The organism is Dokdonia sp. PRO95 (assembly GCF_000355805.1).
In the GTDB taxonomy this organism is placed as follows: Bacteria; Bacteroidota; Bacteroidia; order Flavobacteriales; family Flavobacteriaceae; genus Dokdonia.
This window is the reverse complement of sequence record NZ_CM001837.1, coordinates 684701-706506: the sequence shown is the minus strand read 5'-3', so window position 1 is coordinate 706506 and position 21806 is coordinate 684701. Positions and strand designations below refer to the sequence as shown.

Below are 21806 nucleotides of genomic sequence, written 5' to 3'. Positions count from 1 at the left end.
AATCATTATGAAAGAAAAGACAAATTATCTATTAGCTATTCTATTATTTGTTGGTATTTCTTGCAAATCTCAGATAGTACCTCTTGAGGAATATATCAATTATAGAACTAATGAAACTGAAATACCTGAAGGTACATATATAAAAGATATAAATAATTTACTTAATAAATTTGAAGGTACTTGGATAGGTGAGTATAATAATTTAAGTTACGAAATTATTATAACCCAAGAAACGGTTTCATTTTTAAATATCCAGAAAGACAGACTTTTAATGAGATTTAGGATTACTACATTGTCAGGTGAGGTGATAGAAGACACTACTGGATTGTCTAATGACTCTTATTCTCTTATAAGAGGCGATTATTTAAATCAGTATGGGACTACCTATATACTAAATTATTATGGTAGCGATACTTATTGCTTCCAAGATGGTAACATATTTATTAATAGTCTAGGACTCAATAACAATCAAATGACATTATTTCTTTATCCTGGATTAGACTCTTTTAATCAACTCTGTGAAAGCTCTAACAATCCTCCTGTCCAGTTATTTCCTATGGAAAAAATGACACTTCTCAAACAGTAGGCATTCGATTTAGTATTCATAATTAATGCTATTTGTTTAACGTAAAAATCAATTTTAATTAAATGAAGTACATAGTTTTAATCTTATCGATATTTTTTTATAATAGTTGCGATGGCTTGCCTAAACCTACTAGTCAAGATGATTATCTAATCATAAATTCTTATTTGAATAAATTTGAGCATCCCAAGCTTGCAAGCGAAGCTTATTTTAGTGCTACTCCAAAAATTTTTTTTGGAAACTATTTAAAATGGAAAAACTCAATTATCAACGAAAATTTTGAGAAAATGTTTTTCGGAAAGAATCAAAAATGGATTTTTGATGATGAAGAAATTGATTATATGAAGAAGAGGTACCAAAATTGGAATAGACTTGTTTGGGATAAAAAGTATTTAAAACACTCTACAATAGTAATTAATACTAAAGGTGATAGTTCGAACAATTCTTATGATTTTAAAATAGGGTATCCATTTTATGATATTACGGCTAAAAAAGCTATGCTTATTGTATCATCAATAAAAGGTAGATTGGATAGTTCGATTGTGATATATCTATTTAAAAAAATAGATGGTATATGGATGCAAGTTGGAGCAATGCCATACTCTGTAAGTTAATTAATAAATTTCCTAACATAATTTGTTGTATGTTTTTTTGAAATAACGTTATTTTATTGGTTTAATAGATTATGTAATTTAATCAAAAAAAATAGATTTGACTATGTTAGATAGTAAGATCTTCTAGTTGCTATAAGGAAGGTTTTATAGGGTATTGCAGGACAATAAAGTTTTGTAAAAGAAACGCCTCCATCTGGAGGCGTTTTTAATATCAATAAAGTTTGTAAAGCGATTATGCTAGAGAAACTCTTTTAAAAGCTACTACAGATGCATCACCTTTTGAAGCAACAAATTCTGCTACGTTCTGGCTTTCATCCATAATAAAACGTTGGTCAAGTAACGCTTGCTCGTGATCAAGAGTCGTGTTGTCTGCAACAAAACGAGCTACTTTACCAGGTACAATGTTATCCCAGATTTTCTCTGGCTTACCTTCTGCTTTTAATTGTTCTTTAATATCTGCCTCTGCCTGTGCCATTACTTCTTCAGTAAGTTGTGACATAGAGATATATTGTGGTACATTCTTAAGAGTCTTCCCAAGACGACCTAATTCAATATTATCTTTTTCGATAGCAGCAATACGTGCCTCAGTTTCTGATGCTACAAATGCAGGGTCAAAATCTTTGTAAGAAAGCGTGTTTGCTCCCATAGATGCTACTTGCATAGAAACGCTCTTTGCAACTTCTGCAGCGTTATCAGTAGCAGCGCTAAGACCTACTAGGGCACCTATTTTGTTACCGTGTACATAAGAACCTACAAAAGGAGCTTCTAATGTCTCATAACCTCCTATTTCGATTTTCTCACCTATTACACCAGTTTGCTCGATAAGCTTTTCTGTAACAGTCATTCCGTCAAAATCTGCAGCAAGCATTTCTTCTTTAGAGTTTACGCTTAATGCGATTTCTCCCATTTTTGTAGCTAGCTCGATAAAAGAATCGTTCTTTGTTACAAAGTCAGTCTCACAGTTAAGTGATACAACAACTCCGCGTGTGTTATCTGCATTGATTTTTGCAATAACTACACCTTCAGAAGAATCTCTATCTGCTCTCTTTTCAGCAACTTTCTGTCCTTTTTTGCGTAGTACAGTGATTGCCTCATCAAAGTTACCATCTGCTTCAACTAGGGCTTTTTTACAGTCCATCATTCCAGCTCCAGTAGCTTCTCTTAATTTCTTTACGTCTGCGGCGGTAATGTTTGCCATGATATATAAGGTTTTAAAATTGAAAAAAGTCGTCTATTCGTTTTCAACAAAGAAAAGAAGTAGACGACTCTTAAGTATTATCAAATAGTTATTATTCTTCTTCTTCGCTAGCAGCTACAGGTGCTTTTGCAGGCTGAGCTTTAGGAGCTTTTGCTTCTTTTTTAGGGGCATCTGCACCTTCTTTTTGAGCATCTTTTCCAGCTTTACGATCTGCAAGACCAGCGCTAACAGCTTCAGAAACGAAACCTACGATTTTGTCTATAGATTTAGAAGCATCATCATTTGCAGGGATAAGATAATCTACTTCTCTTGGATCAGAGTTAGTATCTACCATTGCAAAAATTGGAATGTTTAATTTTTGAGCTTCTTTAATCGCGATGTGCTCTCTCTTGATATCTACTACAAATAGAGCGCCTGGAAGACGAGTCATATCTGAAATAGAACCAAGGTTTTTGTCAAGCTTCTCACGAAGACGGTTCATCTGTAGTTTTTCTTTCTTAGAAAGTGTATCAAAACGACCGTCTTTTTTCATCTGGTCGATTGTCTGCATTTTCTTAACAGCCTTACGTATTGTAACAAAGTTAGTAAGCATTCCACCAGGCCATCTTTCTGTGATGTAAGGCATGTTTGCGTTACGTGCTTTTTCAGCTACGATATCTTTAGCTTGTTTTTTGGTAGCTACAAAGAGTATTTTTCTACCTGAAGCAGCAATTTTTTGAAGAGCCTCGCAAGTCTCTTCTATCTTTGCTGCAGTTTTGTAAAGATTGATGATGTGTATCCCATTGCGCTCCATATAGATATACGGTGCCATGTTTGGATCCCATCTTCTTGTGAGGTGTCCAAAGTGTACACCTGCATCAAGCAATTCTTTTATTTCGATGTTGTTTGCCATTTTTGTAATAGTTTACGTTCCGTTGGACATTAAAATTAGCAACTCCGAGTTCACGAAGTTTAGATGCTAAACTAACCTTATTAGACTCCGCTTTCGCGAAAGCATAATAAGCAACGACAACATTTCAATTAATTTTAAATTTTGATAGTAATCAGTTTCCAATAGTCTCTCTGTAATGATAAAACCACTTGAGAGCAAAGCGATATATTAACGCTTAGAGAATTGGAATTTCTTACGTGCTTTCTTCTGACCAAATTTCTTACGTTCCACCATTCTTGGGTCACGAGTAAGAAGTCCTTCTGGCTTAAGGATAAGACGATTTTCTTCGTCTAGCTCACACATTGCTCTAGAAAGAGCAAGCCTGATAGCCTCAGCTTGACCAGTAATACCACCACCATAAACGTTTACTTTAATATCAAAGTTACCTTCATTGTTAGTCATAACAAGTGGTTGGTTTACTTTGTACTGAAGTGTTCCTGTAGGGAAGTAGTTGTTCAGTTCTTTTTTGTTAATAGTGATGTTTCCTTTTCCTTCAGAAAGGTAAACACGAGCTACTGCGGTCTTACGACGACCGATTTTGTGTAAAGTCTCCATTTACTTAATTTCGTTTAGGTTAATGGCACGAGGCTTCTGCGCTTCCTGATCGTGCTCTGCTCCTGCATACACTTTAAGGTTACGGAAGATAGCACTCCCCAATTTGTTTTTTGGTAACATCCCTTTCACGGCAGCTTCTACTACACGTGTAGGATCTTTCTCGTAAAGCTCTCTTGCTGTAAGACTACGTTGCCCACCTGGGTAACCTGTGTGACGGATATATGATTTTTCCGTCCACTTGTTTCCTGATAATTGCACCTTTGCAGCGTTTATGATAACAACGTTATCTCCACAATCTACGTGAGGTGTAAAGCTTGGCTTGTACTTACCGCGTAAAAACTTAGCTACGATAGAAGACATACGACCTAGCGTTTGTCCGTCTGCATCTATCAAAACCCACTCCTTGTTTACGGTAGCTTTGTTTGCAGATACTGTTTTGTAACTTAATGCGTCCACACTAATTAATTTTAATTAAACATTCCATTTCCCGCCTAAAAACGGGTTTGCAAAAGTACATAAATTTATTTATCACACAAACGTCTGTCTGACTATATTTTATATTGTTCTTTTTCTTTGTCAAATAAGTATTACAAAGTAGTTCTAAAAATGCTCTTAATACTTGATTTTTCACGCTTTCGCGAAAGCGTACTTCTCCACTTAAAATGTTAAGATAATCATAAAGCGTGTTTGTTGCTGTCACATTTACAGAGCTGTAGAGTCTTTCAAGTAACATCAATCAAAACCAAACCAATGTTACTTACTATCAATCAAATCCGAGTAGTAATCGTACTCTTTTTTCTAAGTTCCCTGAGCTTAGTAGCACAAACAGAAGCTACTGAGTCTAACCTCCCCAAGAAAGTCTACAACACAATTGCTGTTAATGGAGAGGCTCCAGATATAGATGGAGACCTCTCTGATACAGCATGGAAAAATGTGGAGTGGTCTACAGATTACTTGCAATTTGAGCCAGATGTGGGTGCACCACCCACTAAGCAGACTAAAATGAAAATTACTTACGACGATAAAAATCTTTATGTGGCTTTTCATTGTCTTGAAAGTGATAAGTCTAAAATAGAGAGAAGGCTAGGGCGTCGAGATGATTTTCCTGGTGATTGGGTAGAGATCAATATAGATAGTTATAATGACGATCGTACGGCTTTTTCTTTTACTGCCTCTGCTTCTGGAGTAAAAGGCGATGAGTTTGTGTCAAATAACGGAAACTTTGATAGTAGCTGGAATCCTATCTGGTATCTAGCCACGGGAGAAGATGAACAGGGCTGGACGGCAGAAATGCGTATACCTTTGAGTCAGCTACGTTTTAGTGCAGAAGATGTTCAGACCTGGGGCATACAGTCTACAAGACGCTACTTTGCAAATGAAGAGCGTTCTACATGGCAACCCTTACCAGCAAATCCTCCAGGATGGGTGAGCGAATTTGGAGAGCTACGTGGAATTAAAGGAATCAAACCACAGAAACAATTAGAGATTCAACCTTTTGTATTGGGTCAGTATGACACTTTTGAGGAAGAAGCAGGAAACCCTTTTAGAGATGGAGATGATTTTGGAGGGAATGTAGGTCTCGATGCAAAAATTGGAATTACTAATGATTTGACACTTGATCTTACTGTAAATCCAGATTTTGGACAAGTAGATGCAGATCCTGGCGCTATTGCATTAGATGGATTTGAAATATTTTTTGAAGAGCGGCGTCCTTTCTTTGTAGAAAATAAGAGTGTCTTTGATTTTAGAGTAGGTGGTGGTGCAGATAATGTGTTTTTCCCGAGACGTATAGGGCGCACTCCGCAGGGAGGGACCACTTTTGATGCCTCAAAAGGAGAGTATGAAGATTTTCCTACCAACACTACCATATTAGGAGCGGCAAAGTTTAGTGGTAAAACAAAAGATGGCTGGACAATAGGTGTGCTAGAAAGTGTGACAGGAAAAGAATTTGCCGAGATTGAAATAGACAATCGAGAAGAGATTACAGACCCTCTAGAGTTAGATGGACTTTTAGGAAAAAAGCGTAAAGAGCTAGTCGAGCCACTTACTAATTATTTTGTAGGTCGTATACAGAAAGACTTTAATGACCGTAACTCTTTTGTAGGCGGGATATTTACCACAACTCACAGAGATATGGAGCGTAGTCTAGATTTTCTCCATACCCAAGCTTATACTGGAGGAATTGATTTTAGACATAACTGGAAAGATCGCAAGTATTATGTAGAAGGTCGTGGTATTATAAGTCGTGTAAATGGAGACCCTCAAGCTATTTTAAATACGCAGACGTCACTTACACATTTATACCAGCGAGTAGATGCAAATCATCTAGAAGTAGACCCAGATGCGACAAGTCTCTCTGGAACTGGTGGTAATCTAGCTGTAGGTAGAGGGAGCGGTAAGTGGAGATACGAACTAGGAGGAAACTGGAGATCTCCTGGATTAGAACTTAATGACATAGGCTTCTTACGTCGCGCAGATCGTATTGTGCAATTTGCAAGTGTGAGGCGCTTTTGGAATAACTCAACTTCTTGGTATAGACAAGCAAATGTAGGGGTAGAGCAAACCACGCAATATGATTTTGATGGAAACTTCAACCGTATTCAGTATGAAGGTAGAGCAGAAATTAATTGGAAGAACAATTGGTTTACAGAAGTAGGAGGAGCACATAAACCTCGCATATTTATAAACTCCTTCTTACGTGGTGGGCCACGCTGGAGATTTAATGAAGAGAATTTTTATTTTGCTGCTGTAGGTACAGATCAACGTAAGAAATTAAGTGCAATCGCGATATATGTAAATTCTCAAGCAAAACAAGATAACTTTTCCTTAAATAGGTATGAGCTACGTCTCAACTATCAGCCTCTAGACGCATTGAGTTTATCACTCTCTACGCAATATGATATGAACCCTAATAAAACGCAATACGTATCACAGCAGTCGTATGCGCCTGCGACCTTCGGGACGAGATATATAACTGGGGAGATTGAGCAAGAAACGCTGAGTGCAACGTTGCGTGTTAATTACAATATCAATCCTAATTTTACGATACAATATTATGCACAGCCATTTATAGCGAAGGGAAGTTATTCTAATTTTAATTTTGTGGCAGATAGTGAGAATGAAAATCTCAATGAGCGAGTTACTTTATTTAATCAGAACCAAATAAGTGAGATAGATGGCGGCTATGCCGTAGATGAAGATATGGATGGTGTGACAGATTATAGTTTTGGTAATCCAGATTTTAATTTTGTGCAGTTTCGTTCTAATCTTGTGGCAAGGTGGGAATATATTCCGGGGTCAGAAGTGTTTTTGGTATGGTCACAGGGAATAGAAGGAGGAGCGTCTTCTGGAGAAAATCTTACCGAAGCTTTTGATAGTCAGGTGCTAGGACAGCAAATTAGAAATACGTTTTTAGTAAAGTGGACCTATAGATTTGTGTTGTAAATGCGTATTTCTCAAAAATTTGTAAAGTGTGTGTTTTTTCTATTGCTATCACTTTAGTAATTTGTAATTATGTAGAAACTATACGATTAACATTTAAAATTTTTGATAAATGATAGGAGTGAGGCAAGGACTAATTTTAGTACTAGTATTCGTTTTATTTAAAACAGTTAGCTATAGTCAAGTAGGCGTAGGGACAGTATCACCTTATGCAGCTCTTGATATAACAAGTAGTGATAGTGGTCTTCTAATCCCACGTGTAGATTTAAATTCCATATCCGATGTTACTACTGTAGTAAACCCTAATGGACCTAATCTCATAGAAGGTACTATGGTATACAATACAGGTGATGGTGCTTTAACTTCAAAAGGATTTTATTTTTGGCAAGATAGTCAGTGGAATCAAGTAGCACGAGCAAACCAAAGTACGGTACGTTTTGGTAAGATTCTCATAGATGGCTCTGGAGTAATTAATGTTACAGGAGTAGGTTTTGAGCCTAGCTCTGTTGAGTTTACAGCAATAAATAGAGTGCAAGGTTTTGATGAAGGTACAGCTAGATCTGGTGCAAATAATTCAAACGATATTAGAATGGCTGGCGGAATGACTACGGGTTATGCTATAAATGGTGGTTCTGGTGCGATAGATCAACAAGTGATTTCAAATGCCTTTAGTGGTTCAAGTATTAATAATATAGGGACATACGCTTCAGAAGATTATTGTGTAGCAGCTTATTTTATAAATAATAATGGATCGCCACTTTCTGATGACGGCACAAGTGGTGGATCAAGCGGAACGACTCAAGGAGGTTTTATTAGAGCATCTTTAGATAGTTTTGATACTGATGGATTTACACTTAATGTAGATCGTTTTATTAGTGCAGCAACTGGTGATAGAACTAATCAGATAGTAGTGGTCTATAAAGCGTATCGATAAGTTGGACATTTAAATATTTATTTTAAAACAAAAACCCCAAATTCTTAGTGATAAGAATTTGGGGTTTTTTCTAGTTATGCTTTCGCGAAAGCTTAATAATTATTACTTTGGTCACATCAAAACACTTATAAATGAAGTATATAGCATTAGTGTTATTTATTCTGACTTTGAGTTGTTCTAGTGACGACAACCAAAATGAGTTATCTGTAAAGGGAGAAACGTATCTCGCGGTATCCTATAAAGTTGAAAACGCTATAGATATTAATGGTGATGGAATTGCTTCCATTGAATTATTTGATGAGTTAGATCGTAGCATTTTAGCGCAAGGCGTGTCTTTTAGAGAGGATAACAAAGTATATCCACCTAATCCATTAAGAGTATGTGTTGATGCAACTGAAGATGGTGACGTATTAAATTACTGCGGGGTAATCGCAGATTACGATCCTCTTCCTACTTACACCCAGAATAAAAATGCTGTTATTATCGAAAATAATATGGAAGGTGAGGTTTCTGCAGATTTTGAAACTATCGTATTTAAAGAAATTTTTTATAAAAAAAGAAATAACAATGATGGAACGACCACTTCAGAACAAGAGGTGGTAACAGTAACCTATCAAAAACAATAGTAGTAAGCTACTATTAATAACTCAAAGCTAGATATTCAATTAATGAATGTCTGGCTTTTTTATGCAATCGAAATATGTGATCCCCATAGATTTAAGTAAAATGTTAAAATTGTTACACTTACTTAATAATCTAATGCAAGAACGCTCTATATTTGAAATAGTAAATTTAATTATGAAACGGATTAATATTTTTTCTCTTGTAGCTCTTAGCTTTTTTAGCTGCGGTGATGACGATGTTAGTAAGAAAGACAGCGTCAAGGGAGGTGTATACAAACAAATATCTTACGAGATTACCGTGCCATTAGATTTAAATAATGATGGTATTCTTTCAACTAACTTATTGGAGGAAAACGGAGCAGTTCTGAGTCCGCAGCAGATTACTTTTGGATCGGATAACACGGTGATACCGCCTTATCCTATTACTACATGTGTAGATGATGATGGGAATGGTCATTTAAACGAATTTATATGCCTAGTAGTAATCAACTATGTAAATCCTCCGTCATATGTGCAGACCGAGAGAACAGTAACTATTGATAATAGTATTGTAGGGTTGCTCTCTGAAGATAGGGATACATTGAGATTTGAAGAAACACTTACTAGAGACTTATTAAATAATGCACCTATGGGAGGTTTTGACGATACAATGGCAATATCTACTTACGTGAGAGAGTAACTAGAAAATATAAAATAGTACAAATAAGAAAGCCCAAATATCGCAAGATATTTGGGCTTTTATTTTTAACTGCTTTTATAAAGCGTAGTTGAAGATAGTTTAGTAATGAATACTAATTAGTCCATTTGCTCTAGAAGTCCTTCTAGTGTGTTAGACATCACAACTCCAGGTAATTTTACTGGAGAACCTACTTGAGCTAAGAATGTTCCATTTACCTCACCTGTTTTGTAAGTAGTAAATCCTATTCTGTATAGTCCTTTAGTTAATGCTTTTAAAGGGTTGCTTGCTTGGCTTTCGTAACGTAAAAGAGAGTTGTAGCTGCTTCCGCTTGGTTGCTTTGGCATTTCTCCACTATCATCGTTTCTCTCAAGAGTAGTCCAAGTTGCGTTTGCAGAACCTGCAATTCCATCTTTTGTAAAAACGCTTGATCTCTCTAAAGTGATGTAAGTGTCAAAATAATCTTTTGAGTCTTTGTTTTCTTCATAACCTGCACCTACAATTGGGTTTTTGGTTTTTACTTTTCCAGCAGGAGACATCATTCTTAATCCTAATTCTGGTGCTACAGCAGGAACCCATAAGTAGATGTAGTAAAATTTCTTTCCATCTTTGATTTCATTTTCTGTACCAGGAGCAGCATGACCTAAATAGCTTACTACGTCTAAGTAAGGAACTCTTTTTGTTACGGGTCCTATTTTCTTTTCAATAGAACTTCCGAAGGCTTTTAGCTTCTGAGCATTCATGTTACTTGCTCCTACAGCAAATAAAAAGAGGGCTAATAAACTGATGTTTTTGAGTGTTTTCATTGGTATTGATGTGTTAGATTTTAATAAGCGCCAAATCTATACTTTAACTCAATAATTTACTTGTATATTATTGTTAATAAATGTTTAATTACTAATTTTCAGATGTTAATTTATCTAAGCTATTTTTAATGCGCCTCAAGCCAATTCTGACCTAGTCCAACCTCAACATCAAGCGGCACGGCCATCTTAAAAGCACTTTCCATTTCTGTCTTGATGAGCTCTTTAATGGCGTCTAGCTCGTCATTAGGAACATCAAAAACAAGTTCATCATGTACTTGAAGCAGCATCTTTGTTTTGTAGTGGCTGTTTTCTAGCTTTTCAAAAATATTAATCATCGCGATTTTAATAATATCTGCTGCGCTTCCTTGTATAGGAGCATTCACCGCATTTCGCTCGGCTGCGCCTCGCACAACTCCGTTGCTAGAGTTAATACCATTAAGGTAGCGACGTCTATCTAACACTGTTTTTACATAACCATTTTCTCTTGCAAACTCAACAAGCTCGCTCATGTAGTTGCGTAGTTTTGGGTATGATTTGTAATAATTGTCTATAAGTTCTTTTGCCTCACCACGAGATAAATCGGTCTGGTTAGAAAGTCCAAAGGCAGAAACCCCGTAAATAATTCCAAAGTTTACTGTCTTAGCATTACTACGTTGCTCGCGAGTAACTTCTTCTAGTGGCACATTAAAAACTTTGGCAGCTGTACTAGCGTGAATGTCTTCTCCATCTGTAAAGGCTTGGATCATGTTCTCCTCCTCACTTAAAGCTGCAATAATGCGCAGTTCTATTTGAGAATAATCGGCAGCGAGTAGTGTGTGATTTTCATCTCTTGGCACAAAAGCCTTACGCACTTGACGACCGCGCTCTGTACGAATTGGAATATTCTGTAAGTTAGGATTGTTTGAGCTCAAACGTCCCGTAGCTGCAACCGTTTGCATGTAATCTGTATGCACGCGTCCATCTTGAGCTACTTGCTCTGGTAGTGCGTCTACATAGGTAGATTTTAATTTTGATAAGCCTCTGTAGTCTAGTACTTTCTGGATGATGTCGTGATCTTTTGCAAGATACGAGAGTACATCTTCGGCAGTAGAGTATTGACCCGTTTTTGTCTTTTTAGGTTTATCGACAAGTTTCATTTTGTCAAATAAAATCTCACCCAACTGCTTAGGAGATCCTATATTAAATTCTTCTCCCGCTTCCGCGAAAATTTCTGATGTAAGACGCTCTATATCTGCATTGAGGTCACCAGACAGACTTTGTAAGAAAGAGACATCAAGATTGATTCCTTCTACCTCCATAGCCGCTAGCACACGTAATAACGGAATTTCTATGTCATCAAATAGCTTGCGAGTACCAGCCTCGTCTAGCTCTTTTTCAAAATGATGTTTAAGTTGTAAAGTAATATCTGCATCCTCTACCGCATATTCTGTTTGATCGTCTACAGAAACATCGCGCATTGATTTCTGGTTCTTTCCTTTCTTCCCTATAAGTTCTGTAATAGAAACGGGTGTGTAGTTAAGGTAGGTTTCTGCGAGTACGTCCATATTGTGACGCATGTCTGGGTTGATGAGATAATGCGCTAGCATGGTATCAAAGAGTTTGCCTTTTACCTTTACATGATACTTAGCAAGAACCTTAATATCGTATTTTAAATTCTGTCCTATCTTTTCAATTTCGGTATTTTCAAAGAAAGGTCTCAACTCTTCTATAAGTGCCTGAGCTTCTTCCTTGCTTTCTGGAAAGGGTATGTAGTAACCTTTTCCTGCTTCCCATGAAAAAGCAATCCCTACTAGTTCTGCAACGAGCGGATCGAGACCTGTAGTTTCTGTGTCAAAACAAACAGAAGACTGATTGTTCAGGTTTTGTATGAATAATTTTCGCGCAAGCGGACTATCAACTTTTTGATAAAAATGTTGCGTGTCTTTTATAGTCTTTCGTGTTGACGCATCAGAAACTGCGGCTGCAGTCGCCCCGCTATCACCACCAAATAATGAAAACTGACCAGCTCCAGCACTAGGAGCAGCTGCTTTCTTTGCCGAAGGTGTAGAAGAAACTTGCGTTCCTTGATCTGCTTCTCCAGAAAATATTTTGATAAACTGATCCTTCATTCGGCGGAACTCAAGTTCTTCAAACTTCTTACCCACAGCCTCAGCATCTGGCTCAGAAAGTTCGTAATCTTTTGCATCAAAAGTTACATCACAGTCTAGCATTATAGTGGCTAGCTTTTTTGAAAGTAGGCCTAGCTCTGCATTTGCAATTACTTTCTCCTTCATTTTACCTTTGAGCTTATCTGTATTTTCAAGTAAGCCCTCCATAGATCCATATGCAGCAATAAATTTTTTTGCCGTTTTATCGCCCACACCTGGAAGTCCAGGTATGTTATCTGAGGCATCACCCATCATTCCTAGGTAATCAATAACCTGTTCTGGGCGTTCTACTTCAAAGCGTTTTTGGACTTCTGGAATACCCCATATTTCTATACCGTTACCCATTCTGGCAGGCTTGTACATAAAGATATTTTCAGATACTAGCTGTGCATAGTCTTTATCTGGTGTGACCATATAAACCTTAAAACCTTCCTTTTCGGCTTGCTTAGATAGGGTTCCTATGAGGTCATCTGCTTCTACACCTTGGCGCTCTATAATGGGGATGTGCATAGCCTTAAGAATCTCTTGGATATGAGGAATCGCGATGCGTATTGCCTCTGGAGTTTCATCGCGGTTTGCTTTGTAATCTTCATAAGCTTCTACACGTGCAGAGCTTCCACCTTTGTCAAAAGCCACAGCAAGATGGTCTGGACGTTCTCTTTTTATAACATCAAAAAGACTATTAGTAAAGCCCATAATTGCACTCACATCCATGCCGGTGCTTGTGATACGTGGGTTTTTTATGAGTGCATAATACCCCCTAAAAATGAGCGCATATGCATCTAGTAAAAATAATCTCTTCTGGGTATTCTCGGTGGTATTGGTCACGTGAAGGTGTTTTGAATTACGCTTTCGCGAAAGCGTATTACGGCTAAAACTCAAATGTAAGAAGATGTACTTAGATATAGCAGCAGTGTTGATAAATAGTAATGCCCAAACTTAATGACCTAAGCGAATTTTGCGTAAAAAATGAAATGAGTGGAGGGTTAAGCAAACTAGCTACAGCCTATTCAATACTATATAATAGACGTATTTCAAAATAAGCTTAGAAAGACATAATCAGCGATGACTTTTAGTTTGTGCCGTAGCGAGGGAAATTTTTAGCAAAGTTCGGTTAAGTCTAGACTTTTTTGGTTCGTTTTTTTGTCAATGAAAAAAATGAACATATCGGGTATTAGAACTTAACCTCAATCACAGTAAAAGCCAAGCAAGCATGAAAAATACATAAAACCGCTCGTTTTAAAATAGTGCTAGCATTAGAGCTTGTCTACTCGCGACCCCGTTATGATTTGTTGTGAAAGCCACCCCTTGACTTAAGGGCATAAAGAAAGCCAAGCAAGAATGAAAAATACATAAAACCGCTCGTTTTAAAATAGTGCTAGCATTAAAGCTTGTCTACTCGCGACCCCGTTATGATTTGTTGTGAAAGCCAATCCTTGACTTAAGGGCATAAAGAAAGCCAAGCAAGAATGCTTGGCTTTCACCCCAAATCATAATTGATTATTTAAAGTCAATTACAACAGTCTTAAATGTTTTTTGCCATAACGGCTTGCGCAAATATATAACAAATCTTTAAATAGAATATTGTGTAATATTGAATTCTGCGATGATCTTGGTGTTTAATTGATTGAAATTCAGTCCTTAAAAAAACGTTTTTTAGTTTTTGCAATTAACTTAACCTTAGTAAAATAGTGTCTTTTGTGTATTTTGGCGATGTAAATAGGCATCGTGTCTATTTTGTGTGGCAAATGTGCGTGATGACCTAACTATTTTTTGTGTCGTAAAATGAAGATAAAATATTTTCATTTTTTTTATTTTGATATTTCATCATGGTAAATCCTTCGTGAATACAATGACTGCCAGTTTCGCCAGATTTATTCATAGCGATATATGCAATTTGAAAATCTTTATAACGAGGACCTTTCTTTGTGATTCTATGGATTGCTTCCTCGCAGGCAGCCTGTGGTGACATCCCGGAACGCATTAACTCTACAATTAAAAAACTCCCAACTGTCTTGAGTACTTCTTCTCCCATTCCTGTCGCTACGGCACCGCCCACTTCATTGTCTATAAAAAGACCAGAACCTATAATTGGAGAATCTCCTACGCGCCCTTTCATTTTATAACCTAATCCAGATGTAGTACATGCACCTGCAATATCTCCATTGCTATCTATTGCTAGCATCCCTATGGTGTCGTGATTCTCTATGTTAATTTCAGGTTTGTAATTACTAGTTTTTAGCCATTCTTTCCAAGCTTCTTTGCGTTCTTCGGTGAGTAGTTTTTGTTTCGTGAACCCCTGCTCATAAGCAAATTCTTCGGCGCCTTTTCCTGCTAATATTACGTGCGGCGTTTCTTCCATAACTTTGCGGGCTAAGGCAGCGACATTGACAATATTTTCAACTGCAAGCACAGCTCCACAGTCTCCATCAGAATTCATTACGCAGGCATCTAGCGTTACATTACCATCTCTGTCTGGTGTGGCTCCTATACCTACAGTTGTATTTTTAATATTTTCTTCTTCCACAGCAACGCCTGCTATAATTGCATCGAGTGCTGAAACACCATTGTGTAAGAGTTCGCCAGCTTTTGCTGTTGCTCCAGAAAAGCCCCAGGTGCAAATGGCAATGGGAGATGGTTTTATAATGTTTTCATTTTTCGCTTTCGCGAAAGCGTTATCATCTTTCTTCCTATTTTCTGTGCTGAGGTCATTGCATGCCATCAAGCTTGCTCCTGTAGCAATACCAGCTCCCGCAACTACGGACTTATTTATGAATTTTCTTCTGTTCATGATGCGATATTTACTGGATTGATATTAAACAAATAGTTCTTGCTTTTCTGCCCATTCTGTCCATGAGCCGTCATAAACACTACGCTCTTTATCTGAAATTAAAGCGAAAGCAAATAAAATAATACAGGCGGTAATTCCAGAACCACAGCTAAAAATAATAGGCGTGTCTGCAAGATTAAGATTGTCGAAAGTGAGTTTTAATTCTTTCTTAGATTTAAACTTCCCATTATCTAAAACCATGGTGTAGGGAAGATTAAGTGAATTTTTAATGTGGCCGCTTTGTATATGAGTTCTCGGCTCTGGATCAGTTCCATTAAACCTACCGCTAGATCTGGCATCAATGAGTTGGCAGTTTGAGGTGTTGATATTTTCAACTATTTGAGCGTAGCTCTTAATGGCAGACTCATCAAGATGAGCCTTAAAATTGCCTGGAGATCTTTTTACTTTAACAATTGTTGTAACCGGAAAATTATTTGCTATCCATTCTGGAAGGCCACCGTCTAAAACAGATACATTGTGATGCCCCATTGTTTTGAACATCCACCACACGCGCGGACTGGTAAAAATCCCTTTGTCATCATATACGATAATATGGCTATCGGTATTTATGCCGAGGGCTTGGCATTCTTTTTCACACTGTGCAGGCTGAGGAAATGTGTTAGGAAAAGCACTTTTTGTATCGCTAAAAGTGTTTTTAATATCAAAATGTTGCGCGCCTTGTATGTTTGCGATAGTATTAAAATGAGCGCTTGCATCTAGTAATACGATATTATCACCACTAAAATGTTGCCTAAGCCACTGTACTGAAACTAATTGATCTACCATAATTATTCTGTTACTGCACTACAATCTCGTCTATAAATACCCAGCTCTTTCCTCTATGTGGGAAGCCTAAATGCCACTCTGGAAGATCTCCTAAGGTCTTTGCAATAAGTTTTATAAAGCGCCCTTGTGTAGCTTGCTTTTCACCAGTTATATTTTTAATTGCAATATTCTCATCGGGAGCAGCAGCATCAATCTGCTCTTGGTGATAGACTTCAAAATTTTCGCCGTCCAGAGATGTAAGTAATGTTACTTCTGTAGGATAGAAAATCCAGCTGCGTTGATCTTGTAAAAATGCAGTTTCAATACTGCTTATGCTTTGTGCTTTACCTAAGTCTAGCGTAGCTACTACATCTTGAGCATTATAACCCTGCCATGTGCCTGAACGGAATTCTTTTACTCCCCTCACACCATCTATCAATGCATTATTTCCGCCAGCGTTATAAGCATTTGCGTAGGTAGCGTCTAGTGTGAGGCTATAGTTCTCATTTATTTTAAACAATGGTGACTCAATGGTAGCACTTTGTCCATGACGACCCTTTGCGTAGGTGCGCAACGTATTATGATTTTTGACTTTAAAAGGTTTTCTATACTTTTTAAAATTGTTGCCATCTTCTTCTAATGCGTAAAAAATATCCGCATTTTTATCTGTGGTAGCGAGTGTGATTTCGGTCGCTTTTTTAAAGTTGGCTTCTCCTTTTGCTATGAAGGGTGCTGCAGTAAATTTATTGTCTATAATACTCGTTTTGGGACTGTGAGCAGGGTGTTTAGCCCATCGGGAATGAGAGGCCGCCATATTAAAAATGAGTTCGCCGCCATCCATAATATCTTTATGCTTCAAGTACGAGTATGGGTAAGCCTTATCATCCATAAAGGCACTTTCTATATGTATATTTTCTTCAGAGAGGTTTTCTGCAACAATGGTAAAACTATTGCCATTTTCTAAACGTATAGTTGCCTTATCAAATAAAGGAGTACCAATAACATATTCATTACTTCCTGGGGTTACAGGATAAAAGCCTAAAGAGCTTAGAACGTACCACGCGCTCATTTGACCACAATCTTCGTTACCAGAAATTCCATCTGGAGAATTGGTGTATAATGTAGTAAGGATCTCGTGTACACGCTTTTGAGTTTTCCAAGGCTTTTGGATGTAGTTGTATAAATATGCCATGTGATGACTAGGTTCATTGCCATGTGCATATTGACCTATCAATCCTGTGATATCTTGCTGGTGACGACCAGAAGTTGTAGTCTCTGCTGTAAATAGTGTGTCTAGTTTTCTTTCAAAAGCCTTGTTTCCTCCAGACAAGTGAATAAGACCACTTATGTCTTGAGGTGCATAGAGACTATATTGCCAGGCATTTGCTTCTGTATAATTAAAATTTACTTCAAACGGATCAAAAGGGGAGAACCATGTGTTGCGCATGCGACCTCTCATAAAACCAGACGAAGGATCATATACATTTTTATAAGACTGTGCGCGCTTTGTAAATTCTTGATAGATCTCTTCATTACCCATCTCTTGAGCCATTTGAGCGATGGTCCAGTCATCATAAGCATATTCTAGTGTCTTTGACACAGACTCTGCTTCGTCATTTGCGGGTATAAAACCGTACTTCTTGTAAGAAGCAAGGCCAAGTTTGTCTTGCGAGCCACTATGAAGCATCGCTTCAAAAGCTTTATCTGTATCGTAATCACGTATTCCTTTTAGGTAGGCATCTGCGATTACGGGCACTGCATGGTAGCCTATCATACAGCCAGTATAGTTGCCAGCTAGATCCCAAATAGGCATAATGCCGCCTTCCTCATATTTAGCAAGAAAGGTGTTTATAAAGTCGTTAGTACGTTCTTCTTCTATGATGGTATATAAGGGATGCGCTGCGCGATACGTATCCCACAATGAGAAAACTGTATAGTAATCAAAAGCGTCTGTTTTGTGAATTTCTAGATCCATCCCTCGGTAGCGGCCATCTACATCTTGATAAAGATTAGGCGCGAGCATGGTGTGGTATAGCGAAGTGTAAAAATTAGTTTTGTAATCTGAGTTTTCACTTTCTACAACAATTTTTTCTAGCTGACTTTCCCAAGTGCTTTGTGCATCTTGCTTTACTTGGTCAAAGGTTTTGTTTCCTATTTCGGTTTCTAGGTTTTTTCTCGCCCCAGCTTCATCTACGGCAGATATTCCTATTTTTATAATTATTTCTTCATTCTTGGGATTGTCAAACTGCAATGCAGCTTTGTGTGATGTAGCGCCGTTCTTCGTCCCTTCAGGTTGTTTTAGATATTTGAAACTGTGTGATGTTTTGATGTAATAAAACAGCTTTTGGTTGCTAGCCCAAGCTTTGGAATGTCTGTGTCCCGAGAGTTCTGTGCTAGAAAGTGTGTCTATTTTAGTGCTCAGTACTTCATCACGGTGCTCAAGATCTAAAATCACAAAGTTTTTTAAAGAGTCCGCTTTCGCGAAAGCGTACTTATGCACACCGCTACGAGCAGCTACAGTAAGCGCTACGTCTATATTTGAGTTGTCTAGATGTACGCTGTAATATCCTGGTTGTGCTACTTCAGTGTCATGCGTAAAATGATCTCGATAACCAGGTTTTCCATCTGCACCATTATTAAACATTATGGAAGTAGAAGGCATGAGCAAAATATCTCCATAGTCAGAAACTCCCGTTCCGCTTAAGTGTGTATGGCTAAAGCCGTAGATAAACTCATCATCATAGTGATACCCAGAACAGCCGTCCCAACCATCTAATCGTGTGTCTGGGCTAAGTTGCATCATGCCAAAAGGCATAGTCGCCCCAGGGTAGGTATGACCGTGACCACCGGTGCCAATAAATGGATTCACATAGCTTATGAGGTCTTGATCTTTTTGAGCGGGAGTAACCTCTGTAATATGCTCGCAACTACAAATTAAAAAAAGGAGCAGAAAAAATGAGATAAGGTAGCGCATTGATTTGGTGGGTTTGTGTCTAAGATACAGAAAACCCATAATTCTTGATGCCGACTTTAGTTTTAAAACTTGGTGCTTAAAATGGTTTAGTACCTTTAAGGTATGAAATTAGAAATCTGTGCAAATTCCTTTGAGAGTGCGCTGGCTGCTCAAGATGCAGGTGCGCACCGTATTGAGTTATGTCAAGAGCTCTCGCTTGGAGGGATTACTCCTAGTCATGGTTTGATAGAGAAGGTACTGCAAGAACTTGAGATTCCTGTGTTTGTGCTTATAAGACCAAGATCTGGAGATTTTATGTACTCGGAAGCCGAATTTGATGTGATGTCGCGAGATATCGCTTTCGCGAAAGCGCAAGGTGCTCAAGGAATAGTTTCTGGGATATTAAATAGAGACTTTACAATAGACGCGGAGAGGACTAAACAACTTATAGCTGAATGTGGCGAACTACCTTTCACCTTTCATCGAGCTTTTGATTGGACGCCCGATGTTTTTGAAGCATTAGAGCTACTCATAAATATAGGTGCTACTAGGGTGCTAACCGCTGGAAGGAATGCTAATGTGAATGGAGGTTATAAAACCTTGTTGGAATTACAAGCTGCGGCTAGAAATCGTATAGTTATTTTACCTGGCGGAGGAATCTCTATTGATAATGTTATGAAATTTAAGAAGGAAGGTTTTAGCGAAGTGCATGGTAGTTTAAGTAGTAGCACGCTTGGGTATAATCATGTTATAAAAATGCACTCGCTAGCAGGTCATGAAAATAACTTACTTCAAACCTCTAATGTTTCCAAAATAAAAGCACTTTTAAGTAGGCTATAAAAAAAGGGTGCAGTTTGTAAACTGCACCCTTTGTTATTATTGCTGTTGATGATTAGTCATTCAACTTAAGAACCGCCATAAAGGCTTCTTGTGGGATCTCTACATTACCCACGGCGCGCATACGCTTCTTACCTTTCTTTTGTTTTTCTAGTAGCTTACGCTTACGAGAGATATCTCCACCATAACATTTAGCAGTTACATCCTTACGAAGAGCTTTAACCGTCTCACGAGAGATGATTTTAGCTCCAATAGCTGCTTGTATTGGAATATCAAACTGCTGGCGTGGTATTAACTCTCTTAGTTTTTCACACATACGCTTACCTATATCGTAAGCATTGTCTTGGTGTAATAATGCAGACAGAGCATCTACCGCTTGCCCGTTAAGAAGCACGTCAACTTTTACAAGTTTTGATGCGCGTAGACCTATAGGAGAATAATCAAAAGAAGCATATCCTTTTGATACTGTTTTAAGACGATCATAGAAGTCAAAAACAATCTCTGCAAGTGGCATGTCAAAATTAAGCTCTACTCTTTCTGTAGTAAGATATGTCTGGCTTACAATCTGACCTCTTTTTTCTATACATAAAGACATGACAGGTCCTACAAAATCAGATTTTGTAATGATTGTTGCCTTAATAAATGGTTCTTCTACACGGTTTAATGAAGAAGGCTCAGGAAGATCTGAAGGATTGTTTACTAAAATAATCTCCTCAGGGTTTTTATGAGTAAAGGCATGGTAAGACACGTTAGGTACTGTCGTGATAACCGTCATGTCAAACTCACGCTCAAGACGTTCTTGTATGATCTCTAGGTGAAGCATTCCAAGGAATCCACAACGGAAACCAAAACCTAGTGCAGCCGAACTTTCTGGTTCAAAAACTAGAGAAGCATCATTAAGTTGTAGTTTTTCCATAGAGTTACGAAGCTCTTCGTAGTCCTCTGTGTCTACTGGGTAGATACCTGCAAATACCATTGGTTTTACATCTTCAAAACCTGCAATAGCGTTTTGGGTAGGGTTTTTTGCATCTGTAATAGTATCACCTACTTTTACTTCGCGGGCATCTTTAATACCTGTAATTAAATACCCTACATCTCCTGCTTTAATTTCTTGTTTTGGAGCTTGAGTTAGTTTTAAAGTTCCCACCTCATCTGCACCATATGTATTTCCTGTGGCAACAAATTTAATTTGTTGGTTCTTTTTTATACTTCCGTTAATTACACGAAAGTAGGTCTCCACACCACGGAAAGGATTGTAAACACTATCAAATATCAAAGCTTGGAGTGGCTCATCTGGATTTCCTTTTGGTGCAGGAATGCGATCGATTACCGCAGCTAGTATTTCTTTAATTCCAATTCCAGTTTTTGCAGATGCAGGTATGATATCTTCTGGTTCACAACCTAAAAGGTCTACAATATCATCTGTTACTTCTTCTGGATTTGCACTAGGAAGATCTATTTTATTAAGAACTGGTATAATCTCGAGATCATTTTCTAATGCTAGGTAAAGATTTGAGATAGTTTGTGCTTGTATACTTTGAGCAGCATCTACTACTAGTAATGCTCCTTCACAAGCTGCGATACTTCTAGAAACTTCATATGAAAAGTCTACGTGGCCAGGAGTGTCTATGAGATTAAGAACATAATGCTCTCCTTCATGCACATACTCCATCTGTATAGCATGAGATTTTATTGTAATACCACGCTCACGCTCTAAGTCCATACTGTCTAGCAGCTGTGCTTGAGACTCACGCTTTGTAACCGTAGCAGTCTCATCTAGTAGACGATCTGCAAGTGTACTTTTACCGTGGTCAATATGGGCAATTATGCAAAAATTTCTAATGTTCTTCATAGTCTCTCAAATAGACTGCAAATATACGAGATATGAGGTCATATTGTAACCGTATTGCAGA

General features: G+C 37.8%; 17 protein-coding genes. 7 read left to right on the top strand and 10 right to left on the bottom strand.

All coding sequences use genetic code 11. The features are described from left to right. Positions 1-7: 7 nt before the first annotated feature. Positions 8-586, top strand: a complete 579-nt coding sequence (locus D017_RS02995) for a DUF6705 family protein (protein WP_051583786.1) — start codon at positions 8-10, stop codon at positions 584-586. Between the two features lie 62 nt (positions 587-648). Next, the gene (locus tag D017_RS02990; RefSeq protein ID WP_035334580.1) at positions 649-1197 is read left to right on the top strand and encodes a hypothetical protein; all 549 of its coding nucleotides are present in this window, start codon (positions 649-651) and stop codon (positions 1195-1197) included. A 232-nt stretch (positions 1198-1429) separates the two neighbouring features. Here D017_RS02990 and tsf read toward each other — a convergent pair whose 3' ends face one another. The 4 genes from tsf to rplM form a co-directional block, all read right to left on the bottom strand. Beyond that, positions 1430-2395, bottom strand: a complete 966-nt coding sequence (gene tsf, locus D017_RS02985; RefSeq protein WP_035334579.1) for a translation elongation factor Ts — start codon at positions 2393-2395, stop codon at positions 1430-1432. Between the two features lie 91 nt (positions 2396-2486). Beyond that, positions 2487-3287 (bottom strand): 30S ribosomal protein S2, encoded by an 801-nt coding sequence (gene rpsB / locus D017_RS02980; protein ID WP_035334578.1) that lies wholly within the window; start codon positions 3285-3287, stop codon positions 2487-2489. Positions 3288-3494: 207 nt separating this feature from the next. Then, positions 3495-3881 carry a 30S ribosomal protein S9 gene (gene rpsI, locus D017_RS02975; RefSeq protein WP_013750177.1) on the bottom strand — a complete coding sequence of 129 codons (387 nt, stop codon included), beginning with the start codon at positions 3879-3881 and terminating at the stop codon, positions 3495-3497. Then, the gene (gene rplM, locus D017_RS02970) at positions 3882-4337 is read right to left on the bottom strand and encodes a 50S ribosomal protein L13 (protein WP_035334577.1); all 456 of its coding nucleotides are present in this window, start codon (positions 4335-4337) and stop codon (positions 3882-3884) included. Positions 4338-4631: 294 nt separating this feature from the next. Here rplM and D017_RS02965 point away from each other — a divergent pair, with 294 nt between their 5' ends. The 4 genes from D017_RS02965 to D017_RS02950 all read left to right on the top strand — a co-directional run bounded on the left by D017_RS02965 (position 4632) and on the right by D017_RS02950 (position 9558). Further along, positions 4632-7325 carry a DUF5916 domain-containing protein gene (locus tag D017_RS02965; protein ID WP_035334576.1) on the top strand — a complete coding sequence of 898 codons (2694 nt, stop codon included), beginning with the start codon at positions 4632-4634 and terminating at the stop codon, positions 7323-7325. 109 nt (positions 7326-7434) lie between these two features. Beyond that, on the top strand, positions 7435-8256 hold the full coding sequence (locus D017_RS02960) for a hypothetical protein (RefSeq protein WP_035334575.1): 822 nt from the start codon (positions 7435-7437) through the stop codon (positions 8254-8256). A gap of 131 nt (positions 8257-8387) precedes the next feature. Continuing rightward, positions 8388-8882 (top strand): hypothetical protein, encoded by a 495-nt coding sequence (locus tag D017_RS02955; RefSeq protein ID WP_035334574.1) that lies wholly within the window; start codon positions 8388-8390, stop codon positions 8880-8882. Positions 8883-9054: 172 nt separating this feature from the next. Then, a complete protein-coding gene (locus tag D017_RS02950) occupies positions 9055-9558 on the top strand; it encodes a hypothetical protein (protein WP_152023852.1) in 504 nt (167 codons plus the stop codon). Positions 9559-9674: 116 nt separating this feature from the next. Here the strand turns inward: D017_RS02950 and D017_RS02945 are convergent, their stop codons facing one another. The 5 genes from D017_RS02945 to D017_RS02925 form a co-directional block, all read right to left on the bottom strand. Next, positions 9675-10361 (bottom strand): LipL32 family surface lipoprotein, encoded by a 687-nt coding sequence (locus tag D017_RS02945; protein ID WP_035334572.1) that lies wholly within the window; start codon positions 10359-10361, stop codon positions 9675-9677. Between the two features lie 125 nt (positions 10362-10486). Continuing rightward, entirely contained in the window at positions 10487-13336 is a 2850-nt protein-coding gene (gene polA, locus D017_RS02940) for a DNA polymerase I (protein ID WP_035334571.1), read from the bottom strand. 934 nt (positions 13337-14270) lie between these two features. Then, positions 14271-15299 carry a N(4)-(beta-N-acetylglucosaminyl)-L-asparaginase gene (locus D017_RS02935; RefSeq protein WP_035334570.1) on the bottom strand — a complete coding sequence of 343 codons (1029 nt, stop codon included), beginning with the start codon at positions 15297-15299 and terminating at the stop codon, positions 14271-14273. Positions 15300-15323: 24 nt separating this feature from the next. Then, a complete protein-coding gene (locus tag D017_RS02930) occupies positions 15324-16124 on the bottom strand; it encodes a sulfurtransferase (RefSeq protein WP_035334569.1) in 801 nt (266 codons plus the stop codon). Positions 16125-16134: 10 nt separating this feature from the next. After that, positions 16135-19077, bottom strand: coding sequence for a GH92 family glycosyl hydrolase (locus D017_RS02925; RefSeq protein WP_035334568.1), 2943 nt, complete (start codon positions 19075-19077; stop codon positions 16135-16137). Positions 19078-19179: 102 nt separating this feature from the next. Between D017_RS02925 and D017_RS02920 the strand changes: the two genes are divergently transcribed. Continuing rightward, positions 19180-19896, top strand: a complete 717-nt coding sequence (locus D017_RS02920; protein ID WP_035334567.1) for a copper homeostasis protein CutC — start codon at positions 19180-19182, stop codon at positions 19894-19896. Positions 19897-19948: 52 nt separating this feature from the next. On the opposite strand, the gene lepA is transcribed toward D017_RS02920, so the two are convergent. Then, positions 19949-21745 (bottom strand): translation elongation factor 4, encoded by a 1797-nt coding sequence (lepA, locus tag D017_RS02915; protein WP_035334566.1) that lies wholly within the window; start codon positions 21743-21745, stop codon positions 19949-19951. Positions 21746-21806: the final 61 nt, after the last annotated feature.

Bases quoted from the DNA above. Each gene is read 5' to 3' on its own strand.
- tsf (WP_035334579.1), bottom strand. From the start codon at position 2,395: ATGGCAAACATTACCGCCGCAGACGTAAAGAAATTAAGAGAAGCTACT.
- rpsI (WP_013750177.1), bottom strand. From the start codon at position 3,881: ATGGAGACTTTACACAAAATCGGTCGTCGTAAGACCGCAGTAGCTCGT.
- D017_RS02935 (WP_035334570.1), bottom strand. From the start codon at position 15,299: ATGAACAGAAGAAAATTCATAAATAAGTCCGTAGTTGCGGGAGCTGGT.
- D017_RS02990 (WP_035334580.1), top strand. From the start codon at position 649: ATGAAGTACATAGTTTTAATCTTATCGATATTTTTTTATAATAGTTGC.
- D017_RS02945 (WP_035334572.1), bottom strand. From the start codon at position 10,361: ATGAAAACACTCAAAAACATCAGTTTATTAGCCCTCTTTTTATTTGCT.
- D017_RS02925 (WP_035334568.1), bottom strand. From the start codon at position 19,077: ATGCGCTACCTTATCTCATTTTTTCTGCTCCTTTTTTTAATTTGTAGT.
- D017_RS02955 (WP_035334574.1), top strand. From the start codon at position 8,388: ATGAAGTATATAGCATTAGTGTTATTTATTCTGACTTTGAGTTGTTCT.
- D017_RS02960 (WP_035334575.1), top strand. From the start codon at position 7,435: ATGATAGGAGTGAGGCAAGGACTAATTTTAGTACTAGTATTCGTTTTA.
- D017_RS02965 (WP_035334576.1), top strand. From the start codon at position 4,632: ATGTTACTTACTATCAATCAAATCCGAGTAGTAATCGTACTCTTTTTT.
- D017_RS02995 (WP_051583786.1), top strand. From the start codon at position 8: ATGAAAGAAAAGACAAATTATCTATTAGCTATTCTATTATTTGTTGGT.
- rpsB (WP_035334578.1), bottom strand. From the start codon at position 3,287: ATGGCAAACAACATCGAAATAAAAGAATTGCTTGATGCAGGTGTACAC.
- D017_RS02950 (WP_152023852.1), top strand. From the start codon at position 9,055: ATGAAACGGATTAATATTTTTTCTCTTGTAGCTCTTAGCTTTTTTAGC.
- lepA (WP_035334566.1), bottom strand. From the start codon at position 21,745: ATGAAGAACATTAGAAATTTTTGCATAATTGCCCATATTGACCACGGT.
- D017_RS02930 (WP_035334569.1), bottom strand. From the start codon at position 16,124: ATGGTAGATCAATTAGTTTCAGTACAGTGGCTTAGGCAACATTTTAGT.
- D017_RS02920 (WP_035334567.1), top strand. From the start codon at position 19,180: ATGAAATTAGAAATCTGTGCAAATTCCTTTGAGAGTGCGCTGGCTGCT.